General features: G+C 62.8%; 20 protein-coding genes and 1 pseudogene. 18 read left to right on the forward strand and 3 right to left on the reverse strand.

Features of this window, described 5'->3' with window-relative positions; all coding sequences use genetic code 11:
* Nucleotides 1-628: 628 nt before the first annotated feature.
* Nucleotides 629-3325 (reverse strand): TonB-dependent receptor, encoded by a 2697-nt coding sequence (locus KOD61_RS00765; RefSeq protein ID WP_215219190.1) that lies wholly within the window; start codon nucleotides 3323-3325, stop codon nucleotides 629-631.
* A gap of 315 nt (nucleotides 3326-3640) precedes the next feature.
* Between KOD61_RS00765 and KOD61_RS00770 the strand changes: the two genes are divergently transcribed.
* From KOD61_RS00770 to KOD61_RS00795, 7 genes are all read left to right on the forward strand, one after another.
* A complete protein-coding gene (locus KOD61_RS00770) occupies nucleotides 3641-6217 on the forward strand; it encodes an alpha-amylase family glycosyl hydrolase (protein WP_215219191.1) in 2577 nt (858 codons plus the stop codon).
* 209 nt (nucleotides 6218-6426) lie between these two features.
* Nucleotides 6427-7032, forward strand: coding sequence for a DUF6338 family protein (locus KOD61_RS13105; protein ID WP_407074550.1), 606 nt, complete (start codon nucleotides 6427-6429; stop codon nucleotides 7030-7032).
* 220 nt (nucleotides 7033-7252) lie between these two features.
* Nucleotides 7253-7552, forward strand: a complete 300-nt coding sequence (locus KOD61_RS00775) for a hypothetical protein (protein ID WP_215219192.1) — start codon at nucleotides 7253-7255, stop codon at nucleotides 7550-7552.
* A gap of 144 nt (nucleotides 7553-7696) precedes the next feature.
* Nucleotides 7697-8209: a hypothetical protein gene (locus tag KOD61_RS00780; protein WP_215219193.1), complete on the forward strand. Its 513-nt coding sequence runs from the start codon at nucleotides 7697-7699 to the stop codon at nucleotides 8207-8209.
* A gap of 79 nt (nucleotides 8210-8288) precedes the next feature.
* A complete protein-coding gene (locus tag KOD61_RS00785) occupies nucleotides 8289-8558 on the forward strand; it encodes a hypothetical protein (protein ID WP_215219194.1) in 270 nt (89 codons plus the stop codon).
* A complete protein-coding gene (locus KOD61_RS00790; RefSeq protein WP_215219195.1) occupies nucleotides 8558-9376 on the forward strand; it encodes a hypothetical protein in 819 nt (272 codons plus the stop codon). The genes KOD61_RS00785 and KOD61_RS00790 overlap by 1 nt, the downstream gene beginning before the upstream one ends.
* A 133-nt stretch (nucleotides 9377-9509) precedes the next feature.
* Nucleotides 9510-9992, forward strand: coding sequence for a hypothetical protein (locus KOD61_RS00795; protein WP_215219196.1), 483 nt, complete (start codon nucleotides 9510-9512; stop codon nucleotides 9990-9992).
* Between the two features lie 122 nt (nucleotides 9993-10114).
* Here the strand turns inward: KOD61_RS00795 and KOD61_RS00800 are convergent, their stop codons facing one another.
* On the reverse strand, nucleotides 10115-11044 hold the full coding sequence (locus KOD61_RS00800) for an IS110 family transposase (protein ID WP_215219197.1): 930 nt from the start codon (nucleotides 11042-11044) through the stop codon (nucleotides 10115-10117).
* Nucleotides 11045-11907: 863 nt separating this feature from the next.
* Here KOD61_RS00800 and KOD61_RS00805 point away from each other — a divergent pair.
* From KOD61_RS00805 to KOD61_RS00815, 3 genes and pseudogenes are all read left to right on the forward strand, one after another.
* A complete protein-coding gene (locus KOD61_RS00805) occupies nucleotides 11908-12213 on the forward strand; it encodes a DUF2846 domain-containing protein (protein WP_251370612.1) in 306 nt (101 codons plus the stop codon).
* Nucleotides 12214-12469: 256 nt separating this feature from the next.
* Nucleotides 12470-13630: an nSTAND1 domain-containing NTPase gene (locus KOD61_RS00810; RefSeq protein ID WP_215219199.1), complete on the forward strand. Its 1161-nt coding sequence runs from the start codon at nucleotides 12470-12472 to the stop codon at nucleotides 13628-13630.
* A 1031-nt stretch (nucleotides 13631-14661) separates the two neighbouring features.
* A pseudogene (locus tag KOD61_RS00815) lies at nucleotides 14662-15304 on the forward strand (glutathione S-transferase family protein).
* Nucleotides 15305-15365: 61 nt separating this feature from the next.
* Here KOD61_RS00815 and KOD61_RS00820 read toward each other — a convergent pair.
* Nucleotides 15366-16550 carry a hypothetical protein gene (locus KOD61_RS00820; RefSeq protein WP_215219200.1) on the reverse strand — a complete coding sequence of 395 codons (1185 nt, stop codon included), beginning with the start codon at nucleotides 16548-16550 and terminating at the stop codon, nucleotides 15366-15368.
* Between the two features lie 269 nt (nucleotides 16551-16819).
* Here KOD61_RS00820 and KOD61_RS00825 point away from each other — a divergent pair, with 269 nt between their 5' ends.
* The 8 genes from KOD61_RS00825 (at nucleotide 16820) to KOD61_RS00860 (ending at nucleotide 20068) form a co-directional block, all read left to right on the forward strand.
* A complete protein-coding gene (locus KOD61_RS00825; RefSeq protein ID WP_215219201.1) occupies nucleotides 16820-17239 on the forward strand; it encodes a hypothetical protein in 420 nt (139 codons plus the stop codon).
* 35 nt (nucleotides 17240-17274) lie between these two features.
* Nucleotides 17275-17598, forward strand: a complete 324-nt coding sequence (locus KOD61_RS00830; protein WP_215219202.1) for a YnfA family protein — start codon at nucleotides 17275-17277, stop codon at nucleotides 17596-17598.
* Nucleotides 17595-18062, forward strand: a complete 468-nt coding sequence (locus KOD61_RS00835; RefSeq protein WP_215219203.1) for a GNAT family N-acetyltransferase — start codon at nucleotides 17595-17597, stop codon at nucleotides 18060-18062. The genes KOD61_RS00830 and KOD61_RS00835 overlap by 4 nt, the downstream gene beginning before the upstream one ends.
* 93 nt (nucleotides 18063-18155) lie before the next feature.
* Complete coding sequence (gene yecR / locus KOD61_RS00840; protein WP_215219204.1) at nucleotides 18156-18524, forward strand: YecR family lipoprotein; 369 nt, start codon at nucleotides 18156-18158, stop codon at nucleotides 18522-18524.
* A gap of 197 nt (nucleotides 18525-18721) precedes the next feature.
* Nucleotides 18722-19024: a GFA family protein gene (locus KOD61_RS00845; protein ID WP_345777399.1), complete on the forward strand. Its 303-nt coding sequence runs from the start codon at nucleotides 18722-18724 to the stop codon at nucleotides 19022-19024.
* A gap of 69 nt (nucleotides 19025-19093) precedes the next feature.
* Nucleotides 19094-19234: a hypothetical protein gene (locus KOD61_RS00850; protein ID WP_215219206.1), complete on the forward strand. Its 141-nt coding sequence runs from the start codon at nucleotides 19094-19096 to the stop codon at nucleotides 19232-19234.
* Between the two features lie 64 nt (nucleotides 19235-19298).
* Complete coding sequence (locus tag KOD61_RS00855; RefSeq protein WP_215219207.1) at nucleotides 19299-19637, forward strand: zinc ribbon domain-containing protein YjdM; 339 nt, start codon at nucleotides 19299-19301, stop codon at nucleotides 19635-19637.
* Nucleotides 19638-19657: 20 nt separating this feature from the next.
* Nucleotides 19658-20068: a VOC family protein gene (locus KOD61_RS00860; protein ID WP_215219208.1), complete on the forward strand. Its 411-nt coding sequence runs from the start codon at nucleotides 19658-19660 to the stop codon at nucleotides 20066-20068.
* Nucleotides 20069-20078: the final 10 nt, after the last annotated feature.

The following is a 20078-nucleotide window of genomic DNA, read 5'->3' on the forward strand; positions in this document are numbered from 1 at the left end:
GAGCGGCTTCAGCTGTGATCGGCCTCGGCCCGATCCGTATTGGCGATGTCGAGCAGTTCTTCGATGCGGCCGAGTACCGCTTCGTCGCGTGACTTAGTGATTTAGGCACTCAACGGAGCGTCGACAGAGCCGGTAACCGTCACAGCGTCCAAGTCATCAAGGATGCGCACCTGCACGTTCGCTCCATGCCTGACGGCCTCAACGCGAGCGGCTTGCATCCCTGCGCTCCACGCGTGGACCAGCGTCTTGTGGCGACGGCCGTCTGTGGGGCATCGGGTCTCATTGCCGATCTCATCCGTTATCCGAAGCTCGACTCTGTAGCCCATGGCGATTCCCCGAGTATGTAGCCCCGGGGCTGGCCGGACTCCGCCGCATCCAATGCAGCTTCAGTAGTTGCCAGCCACCGGGGCCGCGACAGAGTCGCTCCTTGCGGAGCCGGCAGGTATCAGTAGGTATCGCGCCCTTGCGTAGGAAATTTCCTACCCTGGAAAAGTTCGCGCTTAATGTTTCGCGTGCGACCTATGTCACCCCGACGCAGCTCTCGCAAAAGAAAGCCCCGCCGGCGAACCGGCGGGGCAGTCGGGGTAGAACCTGTTCGAGTCGGGACATGCGGCTTCCCGCTCGCACCTCAGAACTTGTAGTTCACGCCCAGCAGGTACGTGCGGCCGAACTCGAAATACTGGTGCGGGCGCTCGCTGAGGCCATCGTGGATGGTGCGGTAGGGCTCGTTCTCCAGGTTATTGACCTGCAGCAGCAGCGACAGGTCCTGCATCGGGCCGTCCTGGAAGGTGTAGCCCAGCTGCAGGTCGGTCACCGACTCGCCGTCGAAGTACACCTTGCTGCGGTCGCCACCCGCACCCTGCACCTCGCCGAGGAAACGCGAGCGCTTGCGGTGGGCAACGCGCGCGGAGAAGCCGAAGCGCTCGTAGTACGCGGTGATGTTGGACACGTAGCGCGACAAGCCCGGCAACGGCTCGGTGGTGCCGGGGCCGAGCGGCTCGATCTCGCTGTCGGTCTCGGAGTAGCTGGCCACTACGCCGAAGCCTTCCAGCGGCGCCCACACCAGGTCCAGTGGCACCGACACCGCCAGCTCGAAGCCGTCGAGCGTGCCGCCCTCGCCATTCATCGGCTGGCTGTACTCGCCCTGCCACCAGTTGTCCGGGAGCAGCGCCGGGTCGAAGTCCATCGGAATCGGCAACTGGCGGTAGTCGAACTCGGTGGTCTGGTTGTAGATGTAGGTCTTGAGGTCCTTGTAGAAGTACGCGGCGCTGACGTAGCCCTTGCCGCCGAAGTACTTCTCGTAGGACACGTCGTAGGCGTCGGCCAGCCACGGCTCCAGTTCCGGGTTGCCGCCGCCGCCGGTGAGGATGCCGCGCTGCGCGTCATAGCCGTAACCGGCATTGGCGCGCAGGTCGTCCATCCGCGGCCGCGCCATCTGCCGTGCGGCGGCGACGCGCACCATCTGGTCGGCGGGCAGCTCGAACGACAGGTTCAGGCTCGGCAGCACTTCGGTGCTGGACGCGCCGCGCGTAGCTGCCTCGCCCAGCGCCACGCCCTGGAAGGTCGCCACGCCGGTGGAGGTCTGGTCGACGCTGACCAGCTGCGCGCCGATATTGCCGCGCACCGGGATGGAACCCAGGTCGGTATCGATGTCGGCCTGCACGTAGAACGTCGAGACCTCCTCGTCGACTTCCCAGTTCTTGTTGGAGATGTCCGCGTGGTCCTTGCGCCACAGGTGGAACACGCCGTCGTTGAACATCGCCAGCGCATCAAGCCCGAGCACGCCGGGCAGGCCGAAGTGGCCGAACGAGGTGTCGGTGACGTACTGCGCCGGGATCACGCCCTCGACGTTCTCCGTGCAGGCCGCGGTCATGCACAGGGTCGCCTCCGACGAGGCGCGGCTCTTGGTGCGGTCGGTCAGGTTGGCGCCGAAGTGCAGCGCGCTGACAAAGCCGGTGTCGAAGGTGCGGGTCAGGTCGATCCGCAGCGAGGTCAGCGCGTCGCGCACCTCGAAGTCCTTCAGGTAACCGGCCTGGGCGCGCTCGCCACCCCAGCCACCCGGGTCGAACATCCGCAGGCCGTCCGGGTTGGTGTAGTCCTGGCCCAGGGTGAAGTCGAAGTAGCCGTTCGGGTTGTAGGCCAGGTCGACGGTGTCGCGGCCGCCGTCCGGCAGGCCGGCGTACACCTCGAGGATGCGCTCGTTGCGCTTGGCCGACGAATGGCCCAGGTCGGTGGTGACCGTCCAGTTGGGCGTGATCGCGATGGCCTGGTTCCACCCGAACGCGAACATGTCGTCGTCGGCCGCGTTGTAGTCGTTGCGCACCACGATCGGCTTGACGTTCTCCCAATGGGCTTCGGTCATGGTGCCGCTGTCGTTGGTGGTGCCGCCGACCAGGGTCGAACCGTTGCCCCACACCAGGCCCATCTGCAGGCCGCGCTTGGCCTCTTCCTTGTCGAACTGCGAGTAGAAGACGTCAAGGGTGGAGTGGTACTGGTCGCTGGGCTTCCACTCCAGCACGCCCATCAGGCCGTCGCGCTGGTTGTCGCCCTCGATCGCGTGCAGGTTGGCACCGCCCAGCACGCCGTTGTCGTAGCCCCAGGACTCGAACTGCCGGCCCTGGGTCGGGTTGTCCATGCGTGCATAGCCGACCGCGATGCCGACGGTGTCGTCGGCGAACTGGTCGATGTAGGAGATGCTGGCGCGGCTGCCCCACTCGTCGCTGTCCTCCAGCCGGTTCATGTCACCGCGCAGGTTTACGGCAGTGACGCGCTCGGCGAACGACAGCGGGCGCACGGTACGCAGGTCGACCGTGCCGGACAGGCCCTGGCCGACCAGCTGCGCATCGGGGGTCTTGTAGACCATCACCTGGCTCATCAGCTCCGACGGGTACTGGTCGAACTCCACGCCGCGGTTGTTGCCGAGGCTGACCTGCTCGCGGCCGTTGAGCAGCGTGGTGGAGAAGTCGCCGGCAAAGCCGCGGATGTTGATCTCCTGCGGGCGGTTGCCGAAGCGCTGCGCGGTGAGGCCGGGCAGGCGCGCGAGCGAGTCGGCGATCGACATGTCCGGCAACTTGCCGATGTCCTCGGCCGAGACCGACTCGACGATGGAGGTGGAGGTGCGCTTGGCTTCGATGGCGTCCTCGATGCCGCGGCGGATGCCGGTAACGGTGACGCGGTCCAGCTCGGTGGCGTCGTCGGCCGGGGTGGCGGTCTCTTCGGGCGGGGCCTGCCGGTCTGCGTTCGCGCTGGCGTCCTGCGCCTGTGCGGCGGTGGCGATCATCAGCGTCGCCGTGGCCAGCGCCACGCTCAGCAGGTTGCGTTTCATGTTCAAGGTGTCCCCTCCACTACGCGGAATGCCGGTGCCCGGACATGGGCGATTACACGCCCCGGGCCGTTCGTTCGCGCTCCGGAACGACGGCCGTTCCCCAGGCGCAGGGCGATGGTAGTCGTGTGAAACCCCGCACAAATTGCGCTGCAAACGTATTCATTGGCGCGGCCGTGTTGCACCCGGCGTGCCGCAACACTGCTGTGGAATAGTGGGGCGCGCATTCATCGGCCGCATCGCGGCAGGGGCGGCCAGGTGCGATACGGACAGCGGACAAGGCGTGCGCGGGGGTTGGTGCTGGGACTGGCACTGGGCATGTGGGCTGTCATCGCGAACGCCTCGGCCAGCGATGGCGCACTGCACGTGCCGTCGCCGGACTGGCGCGACCAGGTCATCTACTTCGTGCTGGTCGACCGCTTCGATGACGGCGACCCGGCCAACAATGACCAGGGTGCTGGCGAGTACGACCCGTCCGACCCGTCGCGCTACAGCGGCGGCGACCTGGCCGGCGTCACCCGGCGGATCGATTACATCAAGGGCCTCGGCGCGACCGCGGTGTGGATCACCCCGCCGGTTGCCGGCCAGTGGCTCAACCCGGGCGCCAGCTACGGCGGTTACCACGGTTACTGGGCCAGCGACTTCAGCGCGGTCGACCCGCACTACGGCACGCTCGACGACTACCGCGCGCTGTCGCGCGTGCTGCACGGGCAGGGCATGTACCTGGTGCAGGACGTGGTGGTGAACCACGCCGGCGACTGGCTCGACTGCACCGGCGATGCCGACCCCGCGCGCGACTGCCGGCTGCGCACCGACCCTCAGGGGCGCCGCGCGCCGCTGCAGCCACCGTTCGACCGCAACGACCCGGCCAACCCGGACGAGCGCGCGGCCGGCATCTATCACTGGACGCCGGAGATCACCGACTTCACCGACCGCCGGCAGGAGCTCGACTTCGCGCTGGCCGGCCTCGACGACCTCGACACCCGCAACCCGGCGGTGCGCGACGCCTTGCGCGCGTCGTACGGCCACTGGGTCCGCGAGGTCGGCGTCGATGCGTTCCGGGTCGATACCGCGTTCCACGTGCCGGCGGCGTTCTTCGCCGACTTCCTGCACAGCGCCGACGCCGACGCACCGGGCATCGCGCGCGTCGCCGCCGCCTCCGGGCGCGACGACTTCCTCGCGTTCGGCGAAGGCTTCGGCAGCGACGCGCCGTTCGACGACACCCAGGCGCGCAAGCTCGACGCGTACATGCGCACGCCCGGCGGGCTGCCGTCGATGATCAACTTCCCGCTGTACGGCAGCCTCGGCGACGTGTTCGCGCGGGGCGCGCCGACCGCGCAGCTGCGCCACCGCATCGAGTCGATGCTGGCGCTGCATGCCGACCCGCAGCGCATGCCGAGCTTCATCGACAACCACGACGTCGACCGGTTCCTGGCCGGTGGCGACGTGCCGGCGCTCAAGCAGGCCCTGCTGGCGATGCTGACCCTGCCGGGCATCCCCGTCATCTATTACGGCACCGAGCAGGGCTTCGCCGAACGGCGTGCGTCGATGTTCGCCGGCGGGGTGGGCAGCGGCGGGCGCGGGCACTTCGACACCGCCACGCCGCTGTACCGCTACCTGCAAAGCGCCATCGCCCTGCGTCGTGACCACCCGCTGTTCTCGCGCGGCGTGCCGACCGTGCTGGCGGACAACCCGGCCGCCGCCGGCGCGATTGCGTGGCGCACCGACCATGACGGCGAGTCGGCACTGGTGGTGCTCAACAGCGCCGGACATGCCGCCCTGCTTGATCGCGTCGACGTGGCCGCGCCTGCCGGCACGCGCCTGCGCGGGCTGTTCGGCATCGACGGTACGCCGCCCGACCTTGTCGTCGGCGCGGACGGCCGGCTGACCCTGGCGCTGCCGCCACGCAGCGGCATGGTCTGGCGCATCGAACCGCCCGCCACCGGGGTGGCAACGCCGACCACACCACCACCGGCTGCGCCGACCATCGATCCAATCCAGCGCCACGGCGGCACGGCGCAACCAACCGTCACCGGCGACCTGTACCTGACCGGCACCGCCCGTCCTGGCCACGCGTTCCAGCTGGTGGTCGACGGCAACCTGGAAGCCGCAACCGACGTGCAGGCCGACAGCGACGGCCGCTGGCGCGCAACGGTCCGCACCGACGGCATGACCGACCCCGTCCTCGCGCATCGCGTCGTCGCATGGGACCCCGACAGCGGCACCGCCGGCGACGCACGTGGCTTCCGCGTTGCACTCGACTGGACATTGCGGGCCGACCACGCCGACCCGCGGGGCGACGACACCGGCCCCACCGGGCGTTATGTCTACCCGCTCGACCCCGGCTGGCGCGGCCTGCACCCGGCCGACATCGAACGCGTACGCGTCTGGACCGCCGGCGGCGCCCTGCGTTTCGAACTCACCGTGCGTGGCATCAGCAAGGGCTGGAACCCAGCCAACGGCTTCGACCGGGCCGCGTTCACCGCGTACCTGCAGTTGCCAGGCCGCGACGATGGCACCCGCACCATGCCGCAACAGCACGCCAACCTGCCGGACGGCATGCAGTGGCACCGCCGGCTGCGCGCCCACGGCTGGTCCAACGTGCTGACCACGCCGCGGGGCGCCAGCGACACAGACGAAGGCACCCTTGTCACCCCGGGGGCGACCATCGCCGTCGACCATGCCGCACGCACCATTACCTTCACCCTGCCGGCGACGGCACTCGGCCAGCCGGAATCACTGGAGGGCGCGCGGCTGCACGTGACCACCTGGGATTACGACGGGGGTTATCGGCCGCTGGCGGCGGAAGCGGGGCCAATGACGTTTGGTGGAGGGGAGCAGGATGGGGCCAGGGTTATGGACGAGGTGACGGTGTCGCTCGGACGTGCGGAGTGACCCGACTGCATCGCCGCGTCGCGGCCGCGCTATGCGGCATATTTGCAGCGGTAAGAGATACCGCCGCTGAAACGCGGCATTTCCCGGGACCTGCGATGGGTCACTTTGTCGTGAGAGCTCGCTGTTGTAAGCGTCCCATGGCTTCTGCGACGGGGTACCATCCGGAATACACCCCGTTTTTGGGGTCTACTAAGTGTTAGCACCCACAAATGACTCAGCTGCCATCTGATGCTATTGAGCTCTTAGCCTTTCTGCTGCCCGGGTTCGCAGCGGCCTGGCTCTTCTACGGTCTTACATCTCACGCGAAACCCTCACAGTTTGAGCGCGTCGTACAAGCACTAATCTTTACATTCGTAATTCAGGCGTTCCTCCCTCTTCTTAGATGGGCTCTGATCGGTTTCGGATCCGTCCTAGCATTCGCACCTTGGAGCAAAGAATCGGAGTTGCTGGGGTCGCTGTTTCTTGCGGTCATCCTCGGTGGACTAATCGCTTACTGCACAAACAACGATTTATTCCATAGAAGGCTTAGATCGTTTGGCTTTACGTCACGCACATCTCACCCATCCGAGTGGTTTTGCGCTTTCACCGAGCATGTCACTTACATCATCCTCCATCTCAAGGATGGCCGGAGACTTTACGGCTGGCCCAAAGAATGGCCTATAGACCCACAAAGAGGTCAATTTTATATCCAAGTCCCAAGCTGGATTGACGATGACGGTAATCCCATTGATCTGACACAGCTAGACGGAATACTTGTGAATGTTCAAGATGTCGAGTGGGTTGAATTCCTGCGATATGAGGAGCCAAAGAAATGACAAACGATAAGAAGAGCTACGACGATACTGTACGCAAAGGTTCTAACCCGCCACCTCCAGGGCGGGGTCACAACGCGAATACGAATCCTCCACCCACGCAGAGCAAGCCTACTCCGCCCCCAAATCCACCCCCGGCTCGCAAGTGACGCAGGTGGGTGCTAACAGTTCGTTCAAGCCGAAGCCGCTTCGCGGCTCGGCTTAACTCAGGGCGTTAGGCGCCATGTCGAAAACCTCCGCTACCTGGGCAGTCATCGGCATAACGGTCGCCAATCTTGCTTTGGTGGGGTTGAGCTCCATCTTCGCCGTGTACGGTGACGGCTCGCCGGGAGCTGCACCGCTGGTGTTAGGTGTTGGAGCCGCATGGGTTCTGGGCTTCGCCTGTCGAGGGGCTGCCCTGGTCAATAGGGGCGAGTATCGTGCTGCTGCCGGGGCCGCAGCAAAAGCGCTGCCGTACGCATTCGCCACTCTTGTTTTGGGTGGATCCCTTGTACTGCTCGTCGCCATCACCTTCGGTTGGTAGTCGCGCTGCACCTAACAGGTCATTCAAGCCGAACCCACTTCGTCCCATTTGCAGGCATAGTCGCTGCTGGGGCATCAGTTCCACTCCCGGCTCACGCGCTGTGGGTCGGCTTAATTCCGGTGTTAGGGGGCAGGAATGAGATTCGTGGCACTTGTGCTTCTGCTATTCGCAGCTTTTCCGGCCTTGGCTGGAGGTTTTGGCCCATGGACCTTCGGCATGTCGGCGTATGAGATCAGGGCTGTCGAAAGCCACGGCCCGTATCGCGCGTTCTCTAATGGTGATCTTGAGACATACAGCGCCGATTTTGGCGGCAAGCGCCAGAACGCCCAGTTCTACCTCAAGGATGGCCGCCTCTGGCGAATCGCTCTTCGTACGTACGAGGGCACTGACATTTCCAAGGCTACGCAAGTTTGGATAGAGACTTACACCACTCTAAAGAAGCTCTACGGCCCCATGGAAACACCTGGTCTCTCGGGTGAAAGTCTGGTTGCGCTTGCAGAGTCTGCCAAGGCAATCGCAGCTGATGGCGGCAAGGCTCAAATGGCACCGGTAACGCAACCGGATGCTGAGTTCGTGTTTAGCTCGTTCAACTCTCACACACATGAGGGCGTGACGTACTACATGGTCACAGTCAACTATGACCAGCCTGCCCCCTAACAATTCATTCAAGCCGAACCCGCTTCGCGGGTCGGCTTAATTCTGGCGTTAGGCAGCACACAACGAGGGGAGACGCATCATGAAGAAGATCAGCCGATGGCTTGCCGTTTCCGCATTACTGGTAGTGACAGGCACCGTCAGTGCAGCGACAGAATATGAGATTGAGGTAGCCCACGACGATGAGCTTTTCATCATCAACGGCGAGAAGTACGAGGCAAAGACCTACTGCTTCGACATGGAGGAGGGCGATTCCGTGATCTTCATCGAGGGCAGCGCTTACGGGGCGTGTGCGTCCGCAGAAATCCTTAACCTTCGGACAAAGGAGGTCTGTGAGGTCTGGTGCGAGTGATGCTGCCTAACAGTTCGTTCAAGCCGAACCCGCTTCGCTCCACCAACGACATGGCAGAAAGAGCTTGCCATGCTGTTGGCTCCGCTACGCAGGTCGGCTTAACTCAGGTGTTAGGCAACAGAGGAAGACTCATGCAGCTCTTAAAGCCCTTAACTTTGTTGTTTATACTTCTGCCATCGGTCGCTCACGCGGAAGACAAGCTCACGGGGATCGAATACCCAGCCAGTGTAGTTGCACCGGGGACTAGGGATATTTGCGAATCACTAGTAAATGGCTATGCCTCCAGATTTGACCCAATCTATGAGCGGTGGGTCGCATCAAGAAAAGAACAAATTGCAGTAGGCAGGCTTGCCATCGCGGCCAAGCTTGATCCGGGGCAAGCAATTGAACAATTTGAGGAGGCTGCAAGGTGGAAGAACGCTCAAGAGTTCGATGCTGCGAGTGACGAAAAGAAGGCATCTAAATGCGCTTCCTTTTACAACCTGTTTAACTCGTCCCTAAATCCATCTCAGCCACCTTCTGCAAAGAGTGCTCAACCGTCGTTGCGCCTGTCCTGCGAGCTAATAGAGCCAAAACAAAATAGAAGACTAGACTTCATTGCGGGCGTTGACTTTGCCAACGGACTTGTCACCCTCGACTCAAAGCTTGAGTATCCCGCGAACATTACAGATTCCAGCATCTCTTGGGAGGTCGAGATTGAAGGAACTGATTTTTTCTTCAATATCAATCGCTATACGGGTGCAACCCGTTACGGAAACGCAGAGTTCCCATCTATCTACTCCGGAACTTGTCAAAAAGCCTCTGAAAGGCGTTTTTAGATCAAGAGGCTATTGACCAACAATTCGTTCAAGCCGAACTTGCTTCGCTACACCAACAACATGGCAGGAAGAGCTTGCCATGTTGTTGGCTCCGCTACGCAAGTCGGCTTAACTCAGGCGTTAGGCCTGCTTGGTGAAAATGTCGCGCGACCAACGTTTCTACTGGACTGAGCCGTTCGCCTTTGCTCAGGCTCGTGCTCGTTCTGCCGCAAGCGGAAACAAGCTCTTGCTCGTCATCATCCTGGCGGCGCTGTTGGCGCTTGCGCTTGTGGCTGCGGATCCGCCAACCAGCTCCCGAGACTTCGCATTGGTCGCGCTGTTCTCGGGTACGCCGGCGCTGCTAATCGCTTATCCGGGCATGTGGCTATTCTCACGCATCCCCAACAGTGTCCTCGTAGCAGCGGACCGTATCGCAGTTGGCCGGGAAGTCACTCCACTCGCGCAGGTACAATCTGCCATCGTCGGCACCACTCGCATGGGCGGCATGGAGCACCGGGTCTTCACCTTTCGCACCAAAGACGGCCGGGAGTACCTGTACGGTATTGGGCGCAAGGTCAACTCTGAGCAACTTGCAGCATTCCTTCAGCAGGCCGGCGTCCGTGAGCCGCCGGCCTAACAATTCGTTCAAGCCGAACTTGCTTCGCTACACCAAACACATGGCAGAAAAAGCTTGCCATGTGTTTGGCTCCGCTACGCAGTTCGGCTTAACTCAGCAACTGTCTTGAGCTTCACCCCCCATCAGGCGGCGCAGGCGATCGCATCCATACCCTGCAGTTCGTCCCGGCGGCGGGCGTTGACGATCGTCAGCAGCTTGCGCATGCACGCGACCAAGGCGACCTTCGCAAGCTTCCCCCGCGCACGCAGTTGTTGATAGTGCGCCCGCATGGTCGGGTCCCAGCGCACCGCCGACAGCGTGGCCATGTACAGCGCCACGCGCACCTCGGAGCGGCCACCGTAGATCTGGCGTTTGCCCTGGGTCTTGCCGCTGTCGCGGTTGAGCGGTGCGACCCCGACCAGCTTGGCGATCTGGTGTCGGCTCAACAGCCCCAGCTCGGGCAGCAAGGCCAAAGCGGTGGTCTGGAACACCGGCCCCAGCCCCTTCGTCGAGCTCAGCGCCGGGGTCGTATGCGCCTGCAACAGCGCCTTCAAGGCCGCGTCGACAGTCGCCAGCTCCCGTTGCTGAGACACCAGCGTCTTCTTCACCAGCAGGCGTATCGCCGGCAGGGTCAGCGCCATCTGCTGTCGGCTGCGCTGGATGTTGTCGACCATCTGGCGGCGGCGCCGCAACCAGCACTTGAGCTCTGCCTGCCAAGGCTCCGCGGGCACATGGCGACGCAGCCGTGCATGGAACACTGCCGCCATCTCCGCCAGCATGCGAGCGTCCAGGTTGTCGGTCTTGGCCAACTGTCCGGCCGCCCTGGCGAAGTCCCGCGCCTGCCGCGGGTTGATCCGCGCGATCCACAGACCGGCCTCGGCACAGGTATCGAGCACGGCTTCCTCGTACCCGCCGGTAGCCTCCAACACGATCCGGACACCGGGACGGGCACGTAACAACTCGACAAGGCGGCGGATCCCCGCCGGAGTGTTGTGAAAGCGATAGACCTTCGTCGTGTCGTTGAACGCCAGGTCCAACATGGCCTTGCTGACATCGATGCCCACCGCAGTCATGCCCACCTCCGTTAGAGTAGGAAAGGTCGAGAGCGCCTCACCTCCAGCCCACGCTTATCGGTGCGAGTGTTTCTCGCGCAACTGTTCGGGCGTTTGGAAGTGAGTACCCGGTGTGCGGCCCCTGCTGAATTACGGTGCTGCTGACACCGAGGCGTTATCGGGCGCGCACACCGGGCTCTCGACGTCTAGGCTACGGAACTTCAAAGACATAAGGCGTTAGGCCTCACTGTGAAATTCATCGAGATATTTGTACTTTTTGGTGGCGGATACCTTTGCGGCATCTCTTGTGGCTCTGGCTTCGTATTCCAAGCCCTCCGTAAGCTATTTTCCAGCTCTTGGAATCCTAGAAAGGAGGCCCTTTGGATTGCACTAGCTATGCCAAACATCCTCGTGTGCGCTCTAATGTCCGTAATTCTCATCGGTGTTCTGGTCGTTGGCGATCAGCCCGGGCGGCAAGATTTTTGGCCTAGAGCTGGTTGGTACGCATGCGGCCTTCTTGTAGGTGTCTCGCTCGTATTTATTGCAGTGCACCTCATCAACGTTGGGGCAAGCCGGTATTATCGAATCGGTGAAGCCTGACAATTCGTTCAAGCCGAAACTGCTTCGTTACGCCTAAGGCATGGCAGGAAAAGCTTTCCATGCCTTAGGCTCCACTACGCAGTTCGGCTTAACTCAGGTGTTAGGCGTCAAACCTAGCTTCACCACCGTTGTACAACTAAGGGGAAAGTATGTTTAGGGGATTGATTCTTGCTGTATCCGCAGCGGTTCTTTTTGCGTCCGGCTGCGCTTCCGTCCCAATGGGGCCTGCCGGGCAGGACGCTGCGTTAAAGACTTTTCCGGCGCCAGCAGAGGGACACGCTGGGGTGTATATCTACAGGAATAGCTTCGCGGGCCAAGCGCTCAAGAAAAACCTGTATCTAGACGGAGAGTTCCTTGGCGAGAGCGCAAACAAGACCTACTTTTACCAGCAGGTGGAGCCAGGGGAGCACACGGTTTCGACCGAATCAGAGTTCAGTGACAACGCGTTCAAGTTCATCGCTGCAGAAGGCGTGAACCATTTCATTAGGCAATACATCAAGATGGGCGTATTTGTCGGCGGTGCGAACGTAGAGCTAGTAACAGAGGAAGAGGGTAAGAAGGGAGTGCTCGCCTCCGGGCTAGCTAAGTAAGCCTTGGCGGCAAGCTGCAGTTGTGCACTTGCCGCCAAACAACTCGTTCAAGCCGAACTTGCTTCGTTACACCAAAGCCATGGCAGAAAAATTTTGCCATGGCTTTGGCTCCACTACGCAAGTCGGCTTAACTCAAGTGCTATGCCGCACTCATCGTGACATTAGGGGAAGCATGAGCAACGGGACATTTGGAATTGGGCGTGAGACGAGGATCGTCAGGAGTGGTGCGAGAAGGGTATTTACTCCACATTCGCCCGTGGATGACATCTCGCATTTCTTCGGACGAGAGGAGGAGGCCTCTCGCTTTGTCAGCGTAATAAATACCGAAGGGCAACACGTACTCGTCTTTGGCGATCGGGGCGTAGGCAAGACATCCCTCGCAATCACAACTTGTCGTGTCCTCCTACAACGCGTCATGGGCGGCGGCAAGTACATCGAGAAACGTTGTGACTCCAGCGATACTTTCGAATCCATTGTCCTAAACGTTCTAAGGGCACTTGAGATCGAGCATCAGAACCGAGAGATGACACAAACCACGAATCGAGGCGGAAAAGCGTCCATCAAGATTCCCGTGGCGGGTGCAGAACTGGATTCTCACCGGCAGAATGCAGTCAAAGTGCTGCATCAGGTCAGTCTCTCGTCTCCGTCTTGGGTGGCTGAGCAACTTCAGTCAAAGCCTGGCATCTTTTTGATTGACGAGGTAGATGCAGTTGCTGGCAAAGAAGATCGCAAGAAACTCGCAGAACTCGTAAAATTGTTGAGCGACAACAAGTCACCGCTGAAAGTTGTGCTGGTCGGAATCGCTAGCACGGGATCTGATCTAACCGCGGGCCATCCCTCGGTGCAAAGATGCCTCAAGGAAGTCCAGCTGAAGCGGATGGATGACGATGACATAAAGAAGATCATACGTAACGGCTTCAAGAAGCTCGGCCAAGTTCCGACTGAAGAGGTCGTAACACGCATCACCGACATTAGTGCCGGACTACCGCACTTTACTCACCTGATCTGCCTCAAATGTGCAGAGGCTAGCGTGGTTAGCGGAAACAAGCACATCGGCTCGGAGGTCCTCACTGCGGCGCTAATCGAATCAGTGAAAGATTCAGAAAACGCATTGAAGGATAGCTACACAAACTGCTTGCATAGCTTCAACAAGCCGCTTGAGTATAAAGTCATTGTTCTCGGTGCGGCGCAATGCAAGGGATCTGAGTTTCGTGCATACGATATTAGACAGCAGTTACAGGATCGTGTGGGTCTAGATGTAGAGGCGGCAATCATCTCACGGAGATTGACGGCAATTGCCGCAAAGGCAGGCGGAATCATCGAGAAGTGCGGCCGGGGCTATTATCGTTTCGTGGACCCTCGAATGCCTAGCTTTGTGAAGTTGTTGCATGGTGCAGACAAGCAGAGCGCCGCATAACGATTCGTTCAAGCCGACGCCGCTTCGCGGCGCGGCTTGAATCAGGTGTTAGACCCCATGGAAGCTCTCGTCGCAGTCTTGTCCGCAACGTCTGTCCAAGTTGCCATCGCACTCTGTGTTGTTGCGTTGGGTGTAGGACTGCTTCGTTTACCCAAGCGTTTGACCACGCGGAGCAAGGTAACTTGGGTAGTTTTGGCTAGTGCATTTGCCGTAATTGGAGCTTGGACAATGCACCAGCAATCCAACGTTCTTGCTGGCCGTCCTGTCCATTCGGCCGACAAACCGGTCGCAATCGCAACCCGCGGTGTTGTTAGATACGTCTCCAAAACTCAGGCGCACCGATATCACGGAGCTATGTGGGCGATTGTTGTGCTCGTGGTTGTTTCCACGGGTATTCACAAGGTGTCATCCCGTACAGAAGAGGCGTAACAATTCGTTCAAGGGGATGTCGCTTCGCAGCAACCCTTAACTCAAGCGTTAGGCCGCTAAGGCAGCAATAATGCAAGCCGTCGGAACAAGGACTTGGTGTTGCAGCTTGGGACTTTGCCGCCGGGTCTTGTAGCTCCATCTTCGACGCAATTTCCTCGTGCTGTGGGGCTCGGAGCTCAACCAGCGGGCCACGTTGCTCGGCAGCCCTGGTTTTCGGCTCCATGTTCCGGGCAACTTGCTCGGCCGTTGAAGCTCACGGCTCGGCCGTTGGAGCTCTTGGTCCCACCTTCCGAGTAAGTAGCTCGGCCGTCGGGGCTCCGAGCTCCATCGGTGGGTCTTTCTGCTCGGTGGCTGGGGTTGTGAGCTCGGCGCGCTAGTCTTGGCCTTTGTCGGCCGCAATCGGTGCGCGGCCTGGCGAGCACACACGATGTGCCCTACCAGGACTTGCCGCAGCTCATCTACCTCGCCGTACTCGGCGTTGCCGTGATGGTCTCGGTGATAACGGCCTTCCTTCTGGCCAAGCGGCGCGGGCCTGACAATTCATTCAAGCCGGATCGGCTCCGCGGCTCGGCGTAGATCAGACGCTAGAGCACACAACAGGAATAAGTGGGGAAGATCGAGTGTTCACCGTCTACGGCGATCTGAAGTCGGGTAATTGCTACAAGGTCAAGCTGGTGTTGGCGCAGCTTGGGCTGGCGCACGAGTGGGGTGCACGTCGACATCCTGCAAACGCAGAACCGTACATCGGCGTTCCTGGCCAGGAACCCGAACGGCAAGATTCCGCTGCTGGAGATCGAACCCGGCACCTACCTGCCCGAGTCGAATGCCATCCTCCACTACCTCGCAGAGGGCACGCCGCTCCTGCCGTCGGCGCGTCTCGAACGTGCACAGGTCCTGCAGTGGCTGTTCTTCGAGCAGTACAGCCACGAACCCTACATTGCGGTCGCGCGTTACATCGTCCGCTACCTCGGCCGACGCGAGGAGCAGGAAGCCAGGCTCCAGGAGAAGATGGCGCCCGGCCACGCCGCGCTGCGAGTCATGGAGCAGCACTTGTCGCAGCGCGCATTCTTCGTCGCGGAGCGGTACAGCATTGCGGACATCGGCCTCTACGCCTATACGCACGTGGCGCACGAAGGCGGGTTTGATCTGGCGCAGTATCCGGCCGTGCGGGCATGGCTCGGGCGCGTGAAGGCGCAACCGGGGCACCTGTCCATGAGCGAGGCGGCGGGAGCGGCAGCGCTCTAGCCAGTAGCGGCAACGGAGACCGTCCAGCAGGGCCCCGCGTGCGCAGGGTCCCGCCTCGGGCTTATTCCGCCGACGCTTCTTCCGGCGTTTCGTCCTCGGGGAACCACGAGTAGCGCCAGCCGAGTGGTGCGTCGGCATCGACGGCGCGTGCGACGTACCGCCCCTCCGGAAGTGGCTGTATGACGCGATCGCTATCGTCGCGCAACGGCACCGCTGGCTGGACGGCTTCCGCGTGGGCGGGGAGCGAGCCGGCAAACAGGCGGCCCAGCAGCGTCTCGATGTCGGTCGCGCCCTGCGTGAGCGCCGCGCGGACCAGGCTGCAATCGTCGGCCGCCCAGATGCGTGCACGCGCGGCCGCGGCTTCGCGTGGCGTCCAACGCTCGCCCTTGGCCTCACGCATGCGCGACTTGTGGGTCCTGAGCATTGCGCTGGCATCGCGCCGCGCGGTGCGGTCGCCGGCGTTGGCGGCCTGGATCAGCTTGTATGCGCCGGAGTCGGCATAACGCGCGGTCTCGCGGGCGACGGCGGCTTCGATGTCAGCCGGGGTCTTGTCGGCCAGCGGAACGATATCCGACACCACCACCAGGTCGTCGCTCCACGCGGGCTTCTTCTGCCAGCGCGACGGGGCGCCGGGCAGCTGCGGCGAGTAGGCGCCGAGGGTGACCGAGGTGACCAGCGCGGAATAGTCCGGCGTCATGCTGTAGGTCGCCACGAGTTCGTAGCGCGGCTCGTCCTGCGTCACCAGGTCGTCCACTGATTGGTCCGGCGCGAGCACATGGCGCTGGATGTCGCGTCCGGCACCCCACGGCGTGCCAGCGACGCTGCGCTCGATCGCACCCAGCAATGCGTCGGTGTTCGACAGCTTGCACTGGGCACGCTCGAACTCCGTGTTCGCATCCCGCACCTGGTGCTGGGCGGACGCCTTGGCTTCGGCGTTGATGAGCGCCGTCGCGATCAGCCCGCCGGCAAGGCCCGCGGCAGCGGCGCTGCCGTACGAGAGCCCGGGGGTATTCATGTACAGGCTGTTGGTGGCGTTGGTGATGGTGTCACCCACATCGATGTAGCCGTAGGTGATCTGGCTCTTGAGCCGGTCATGCGCGGCCACGGCGTGCAGTGCCATGCCCGAGAGCAGTTCGCCCTGCGACGGATCGTGGCGCTCCGGCGCGTCCTTGGCCGCGTGGGCGGTTCCGCACGCGCATGCCAACACCGCCGCGGCGAGCGGCAGTCCCATGTTCCTGCTGATCATCTGATCCCCTTTCCCCTGAATGCGCGAACGCGCCGGGAAAGCTTATCCACGGGCGGCTTAACCCGCAAAACGGAGTGGATTGGGGCGGGAGGCAGGTGCGGATCCCAAACACTTGGATGCATGGGCACCCTGCGCCGGTAAGCGGGTAGGCTTTGGCAGTCGCGCCCTCCGCCACGCATCCGGGTTCGGTTTCGCCGGGCCGCGTAGGAGGCAAGTTGACGTTGATTGCGACGAGGCGCTTACACCTTTCACAAGCCGGGGAGAACCGAATGAAGCCGCCTGTCTCGCTCAAGGTCGTCGCAATCGTGGCGTTGCTGTGGAACCTGCTCGGATGTCTTGCGTTCTTCTCGGATCTTCGTCTTTCGCCCGACGACCTCGCCCGGCTGCCCGAGGCCCAGCAGGCGCTTTACGCCGCGCGCCCGGGCTGGGCCGTTGTGGCGACCGCCGTTGCGGTTTTCGGGGGTGTGCTTGGCTCGATCGGGCTGCTGTTGCGCAGGAAGTGGGCGTTCCCGGTGTTTGTCCTATCGCTGCTCGGAATCCTTGTCCAGGACTTCGGGCTGTTCGTGCTGGCAGACGGCGCGACCCTCGCGGGCCCGGTGGCCGTGGCCATGCAGGCGATCGTGCTGGCCGTGGGTATCGGCCTTGTCTGGTTCAGCCGCAGGGCGATTGCGCGCGGTTGGCTGGTGTAGCGCGGCGGCGACGGGAGGGAACGTCTGTTTTGGAAATGCTGAAAGTTTTCGGGCTGTTCGTCGTCACGGCGCTTGCCGAGATCGTCGGGTGCTACCTGCCGTACCTGTGGCTCAAGCAGGGCCGCTCGGCCTGGCTGCTGGTACCGGCGGCGTTGAGCCTGGCGGCATTCGCCTGGCTGCTGACACTGCATCCACACGCGGCCGGCCGGGTCTACGCGGCGTACGGCGGCGTCTACATCAGCGTCGCGCTGGTCTGGCTGTGGGTCGTGGACTCGGTGCGGCCAACGGTCACGGACTGGGTCGGCGTCGGTTTCTGCCTGCTCGGGATGGGGATCATCATGGCGGGCGCGAAGTCATGACGGCCTCGGCTCTCACTTTCCGGGCTGCCACCTTGGAGGATCTGTCCGCAATCGTTGCTTTGCTGGCGAACGATCCCCTGGGTGCGCGACGCGAGAACAACACATCGCCGCTCCCCGCGCCGTACGAAGCGGCGTTCATGGCGATCGACCGCGACCCCAACAACGAGCTCATCGTCGTTGACACGCCGGATCGGCCGGTAGCCGGCGTGCTCCAGCTGACGTTCGTACCGCACATCACACATGAGGGCGGGTGGCGTGCGCAGATCGAAGGAGTCCGAGTCGCGGAAGACCAGCGCTCCGGCGGAATAGGACGGCAACTGTTCCAGTGGGCCATCGACCGGGCCAAGGTCCGGGGCTGCCATCTGGTGCAACTGACCTCCGACAAGAAACGCACCGATGCGATCCGGTTCTACGAGGGACTCGGTTTCGTCGCATCGCATGAAGGCTTGAAGCTGCATCTGTGACTCACCGATTGGCGAGTGGGAGTTTGCACCCCGGCGTGAAGCGGATCCGTATCGCAGGTAGGATCGGACCGGAGCCGACTACAGGAGAGACCCATGCGCCGCCATGCATTCGCTCTGGTTGTTCTGGTGGGACTGCAGGGATGCGCGAGCAGCCCCGACTACGCCGTGGCTCCCGGGAAGGGCGCCGGACAGGTGGCGGTGTCCTACTTGACCGAGCGCCTCGATCACCCGCCGCTGAGCCATCAACACGCCAACCAGGTCGCGACCCGGCAGTGCGAGCGTCTCGGCTACAGCTATACCGACCGCGCCGTAGGCGTTGACCAACAGTGTGGACGTGCGGGCGGCGACGGCGACTGCGCACAGTGGAATGTCGAGCGGGTCTACCAGTGCGCCGGCAATGCAATTGCGGCGCCGCAGGGCCAGCCGGTCGCAACCATCACCCCTTCCGGTCGGCAACCGTAATCACGCAGTCGTACGGCCTGTCGTGACAGGCCGTGGCGGCGGGTGGGGCGTCATGATGCCGGGCCGGCACCACCGCGGTTGACGCCACAGAACGCCGGGCGGACGATCAGAGGCAATGCTCGTCCCGCAGGTACGAGCGTTCCGGGAGGGGTCTCATGCCGAGTGGAAGCTGTCATTGCGGGGCTGTCCGGTTTTCGGTGGACGGCGAGATCGACCAGGGCATCGAGTGCAACTGTTCGCACTGCAGCCGGAAGGGCTTCCTGCTGTGGTTCGTCCCGCGCGCGGCGCTGGAGGTGATCTCCGGCGCGGACACGATGAGCACGTACACCTTCAACCGCCACGTCATCCAGCACCGGTTCTGCCCAACCTGTGGCTGCCAGCCATTCGGGCTCGGACAGATGCCGGACGGGGCCGAGATGGCCGCGATCAACCTGCGTTGCGTCGAAGGGATCGACCTGGACGCGATCAACCGCGTGCAGGTCAATGGCCGCGAGTTCTGACCGCGTGGTCAGTGTGCATTGCAACTCGTTGCCGGGCGCATTTGGCATGCGCGCCCGATGGGGTGCCGCGTGATCCTGGATGCGCTGCTCGGCCACCACGCGGTGCTGCTGATGGTTGCGTCGGTCGTGGTAGCGGCCGTGTACCTGTTGCGGCAGCTGGGCCGGCTGTTTGCGCGCTGCGTGCACGGGGCGCGTCCCCAGCGCCGGTGATGCGGGCCGATCGGCGACAATGGCGTGCGCCGTCGCGCGTTCCCGCACCACGATCGAGTAAGCCATGACCGACCTGCCCGCCTGTCCCGCCTGCAACTCCACCTACACCTACGCCGACGGCGACATGCTGATCTGTCCCGAGTGTGCGCACGAATGGAACCCGTCCGCGGCGCCCGCCGCCGAGTCGGAAACCGTGCACCGCGATGCGGTCGGCAACGTGCTTGCCGACGGGGACGCGGTCACCGTGGTCAAGGACCTCAAGGTCAAGGGTGCCAGCGGCGCGCTCAAGGCCGGCACCAAGGTGCGCAACATCCGGCTGGTCGACGAGGACCACAACATCGACTGCAAGATCGACGGATTCGGTCCGATGAAGCTCAAGTCCGAATTCGTACGCAAAGCCTGACCGGCCGCAGGCACCCCCGCATGAACCTCAACCAGGTCACCCTGCCCACCACCACGGCACTGTTCGACGGGACGGTCGGGTTCTACCGGGTGATGGGGTTCACCCTGATCGTCCACTCGCCACCGCGTTACGCGCGGTTCGAGTGCCCGGACGGCAATGCGACGTTCTCGTTGCATGCGGTGGAGGAGTCCGGCGGGCGTTGCAGCGAACCGGGCAGCGGCGTGCTGGTGTACTTCGAGTGCGACGACCTGGACGCGCGAGTGGCCCGGCTGGCCGCAGCCGGCATCGCGTTCGACCAGCCGGCAACCGACCAGCGCTGGCTGTGGCGCGAGGCGCGGCTGACCGACCCATCCGGCAACCGCCTCTGCCTGTTCCACGCGGGCGAGAACCGCCGCCATCCACCGTGGCGGGTGGCGTCGCCAGCCAATTGAGCGCGGCCGC

The organism is Lysobacter luteus (assembly GCF_907164845.1).
Taxonomy (GTDB): Bacteria; Pseudomonadota; Gammaproteobacteria; order Xanthomonadales; family Xanthomonadaceae; genus Novilysobacter; species Novilysobacter luteus.

Excerpts from the sequence above, each read along its gene's own strand:
- KOD61_RS00800 (WP_215219197.1), bottom strand. The coding sequence starts at position 11,044 with ATGACTGCGGTGGGCATCGATGTCAGCAAGGCCATGTTGGACCTGGCG.
- KOD61_RS00820 (WP_215219200.1), bottom strand. The coding sequence starts at position 16,550 with ATGATCAGCAGGAACATGGGACTGCCGCTCGCCGCGGCGGTGTTGGCA.
- KOD61_RS00825 (WP_215219201.1), top strand. The coding sequence starts at position 16,820 with ATGAAGCCGCCTGTCTCGCTCAAGGTCGTCGCAATCGTGGCGTTGCTG.
- yecR (WP_215219204.1), top strand. The coding sequence starts at position 18,156 with ATGCGCCGCCATGCATTCGCTCTGGTTGTTCTGGTGGGACTGCAGGGA.
- KOD61_RS00835 (WP_215219203.1), top strand. The coding sequence starts at position 17,595 with ATGACGGCCTCGGCTCTCACTTTCCGGGCTGCCACCTTGGAGGATCTG.
- KOD61_RS00770 (WP_215219191.1), top strand. The coding sequence starts at position 3,641 with ATGTGGGCTGTCATCGCGAACGCCTCGGCCAGCGATGGCGCACTGCAC.
- KOD61_RS00765 (WP_215219190.1), bottom strand. The coding sequence starts at position 3,325 with ATGAAACGCAACCTGCTGAGCGTGGCGCTGGCCACGGCGACGCTGATG.
- KOD61_RS00855 (WP_215219207.1), top strand. The coding sequence starts at position 19,299 with ATGACCGACCTGCCCGCCTGTCCCGCCTGCAACTCCACCTACACCTAC.
- KOD61_RS00860 (WP_215219208.1), top strand. The coding sequence starts at position 19,658 with ATGAACCTCAACCAGGTCACCCTGCCCACCACCACGGCACTGTTCGAC.
- KOD61_RS13105 (WP_407074550.1), top strand. The coding sequence starts at position 6,427 with ATGACTCAGCTGCCATCTGATGCTATTGAGCTCTTAGCCTTTCTGCTG.
- KOD61_RS00785 (WP_215219194.1), top strand. The coding sequence starts at position 8,289 with ATGAAGAAGATCAGCCGATGGCTTGCCGTTTCCGCATTACTGGTAGTG.
- KOD61_RS00830 (WP_215219202.1), top strand. The coding sequence starts at position 17,275 with ATGCTGAAAGTTTTCGGGCTGTTCGTCGTCACGGCGCTTGCCGAGATC.
- KOD61_RS00775 (WP_215219192.1), top strand. The coding sequence starts at position 7,253 with ATGTCGAAAACCTCCGCTACCTGGGCAGTCATCGGCATAACGGTCGCC.
- KOD61_RS00790 (WP_215219195.1), top strand. The coding sequence starts at position 8,558 with ATGCTGCCTAACAGTTCGTTCAAGCCGAACCCGCTTCGCTCCACCAAC.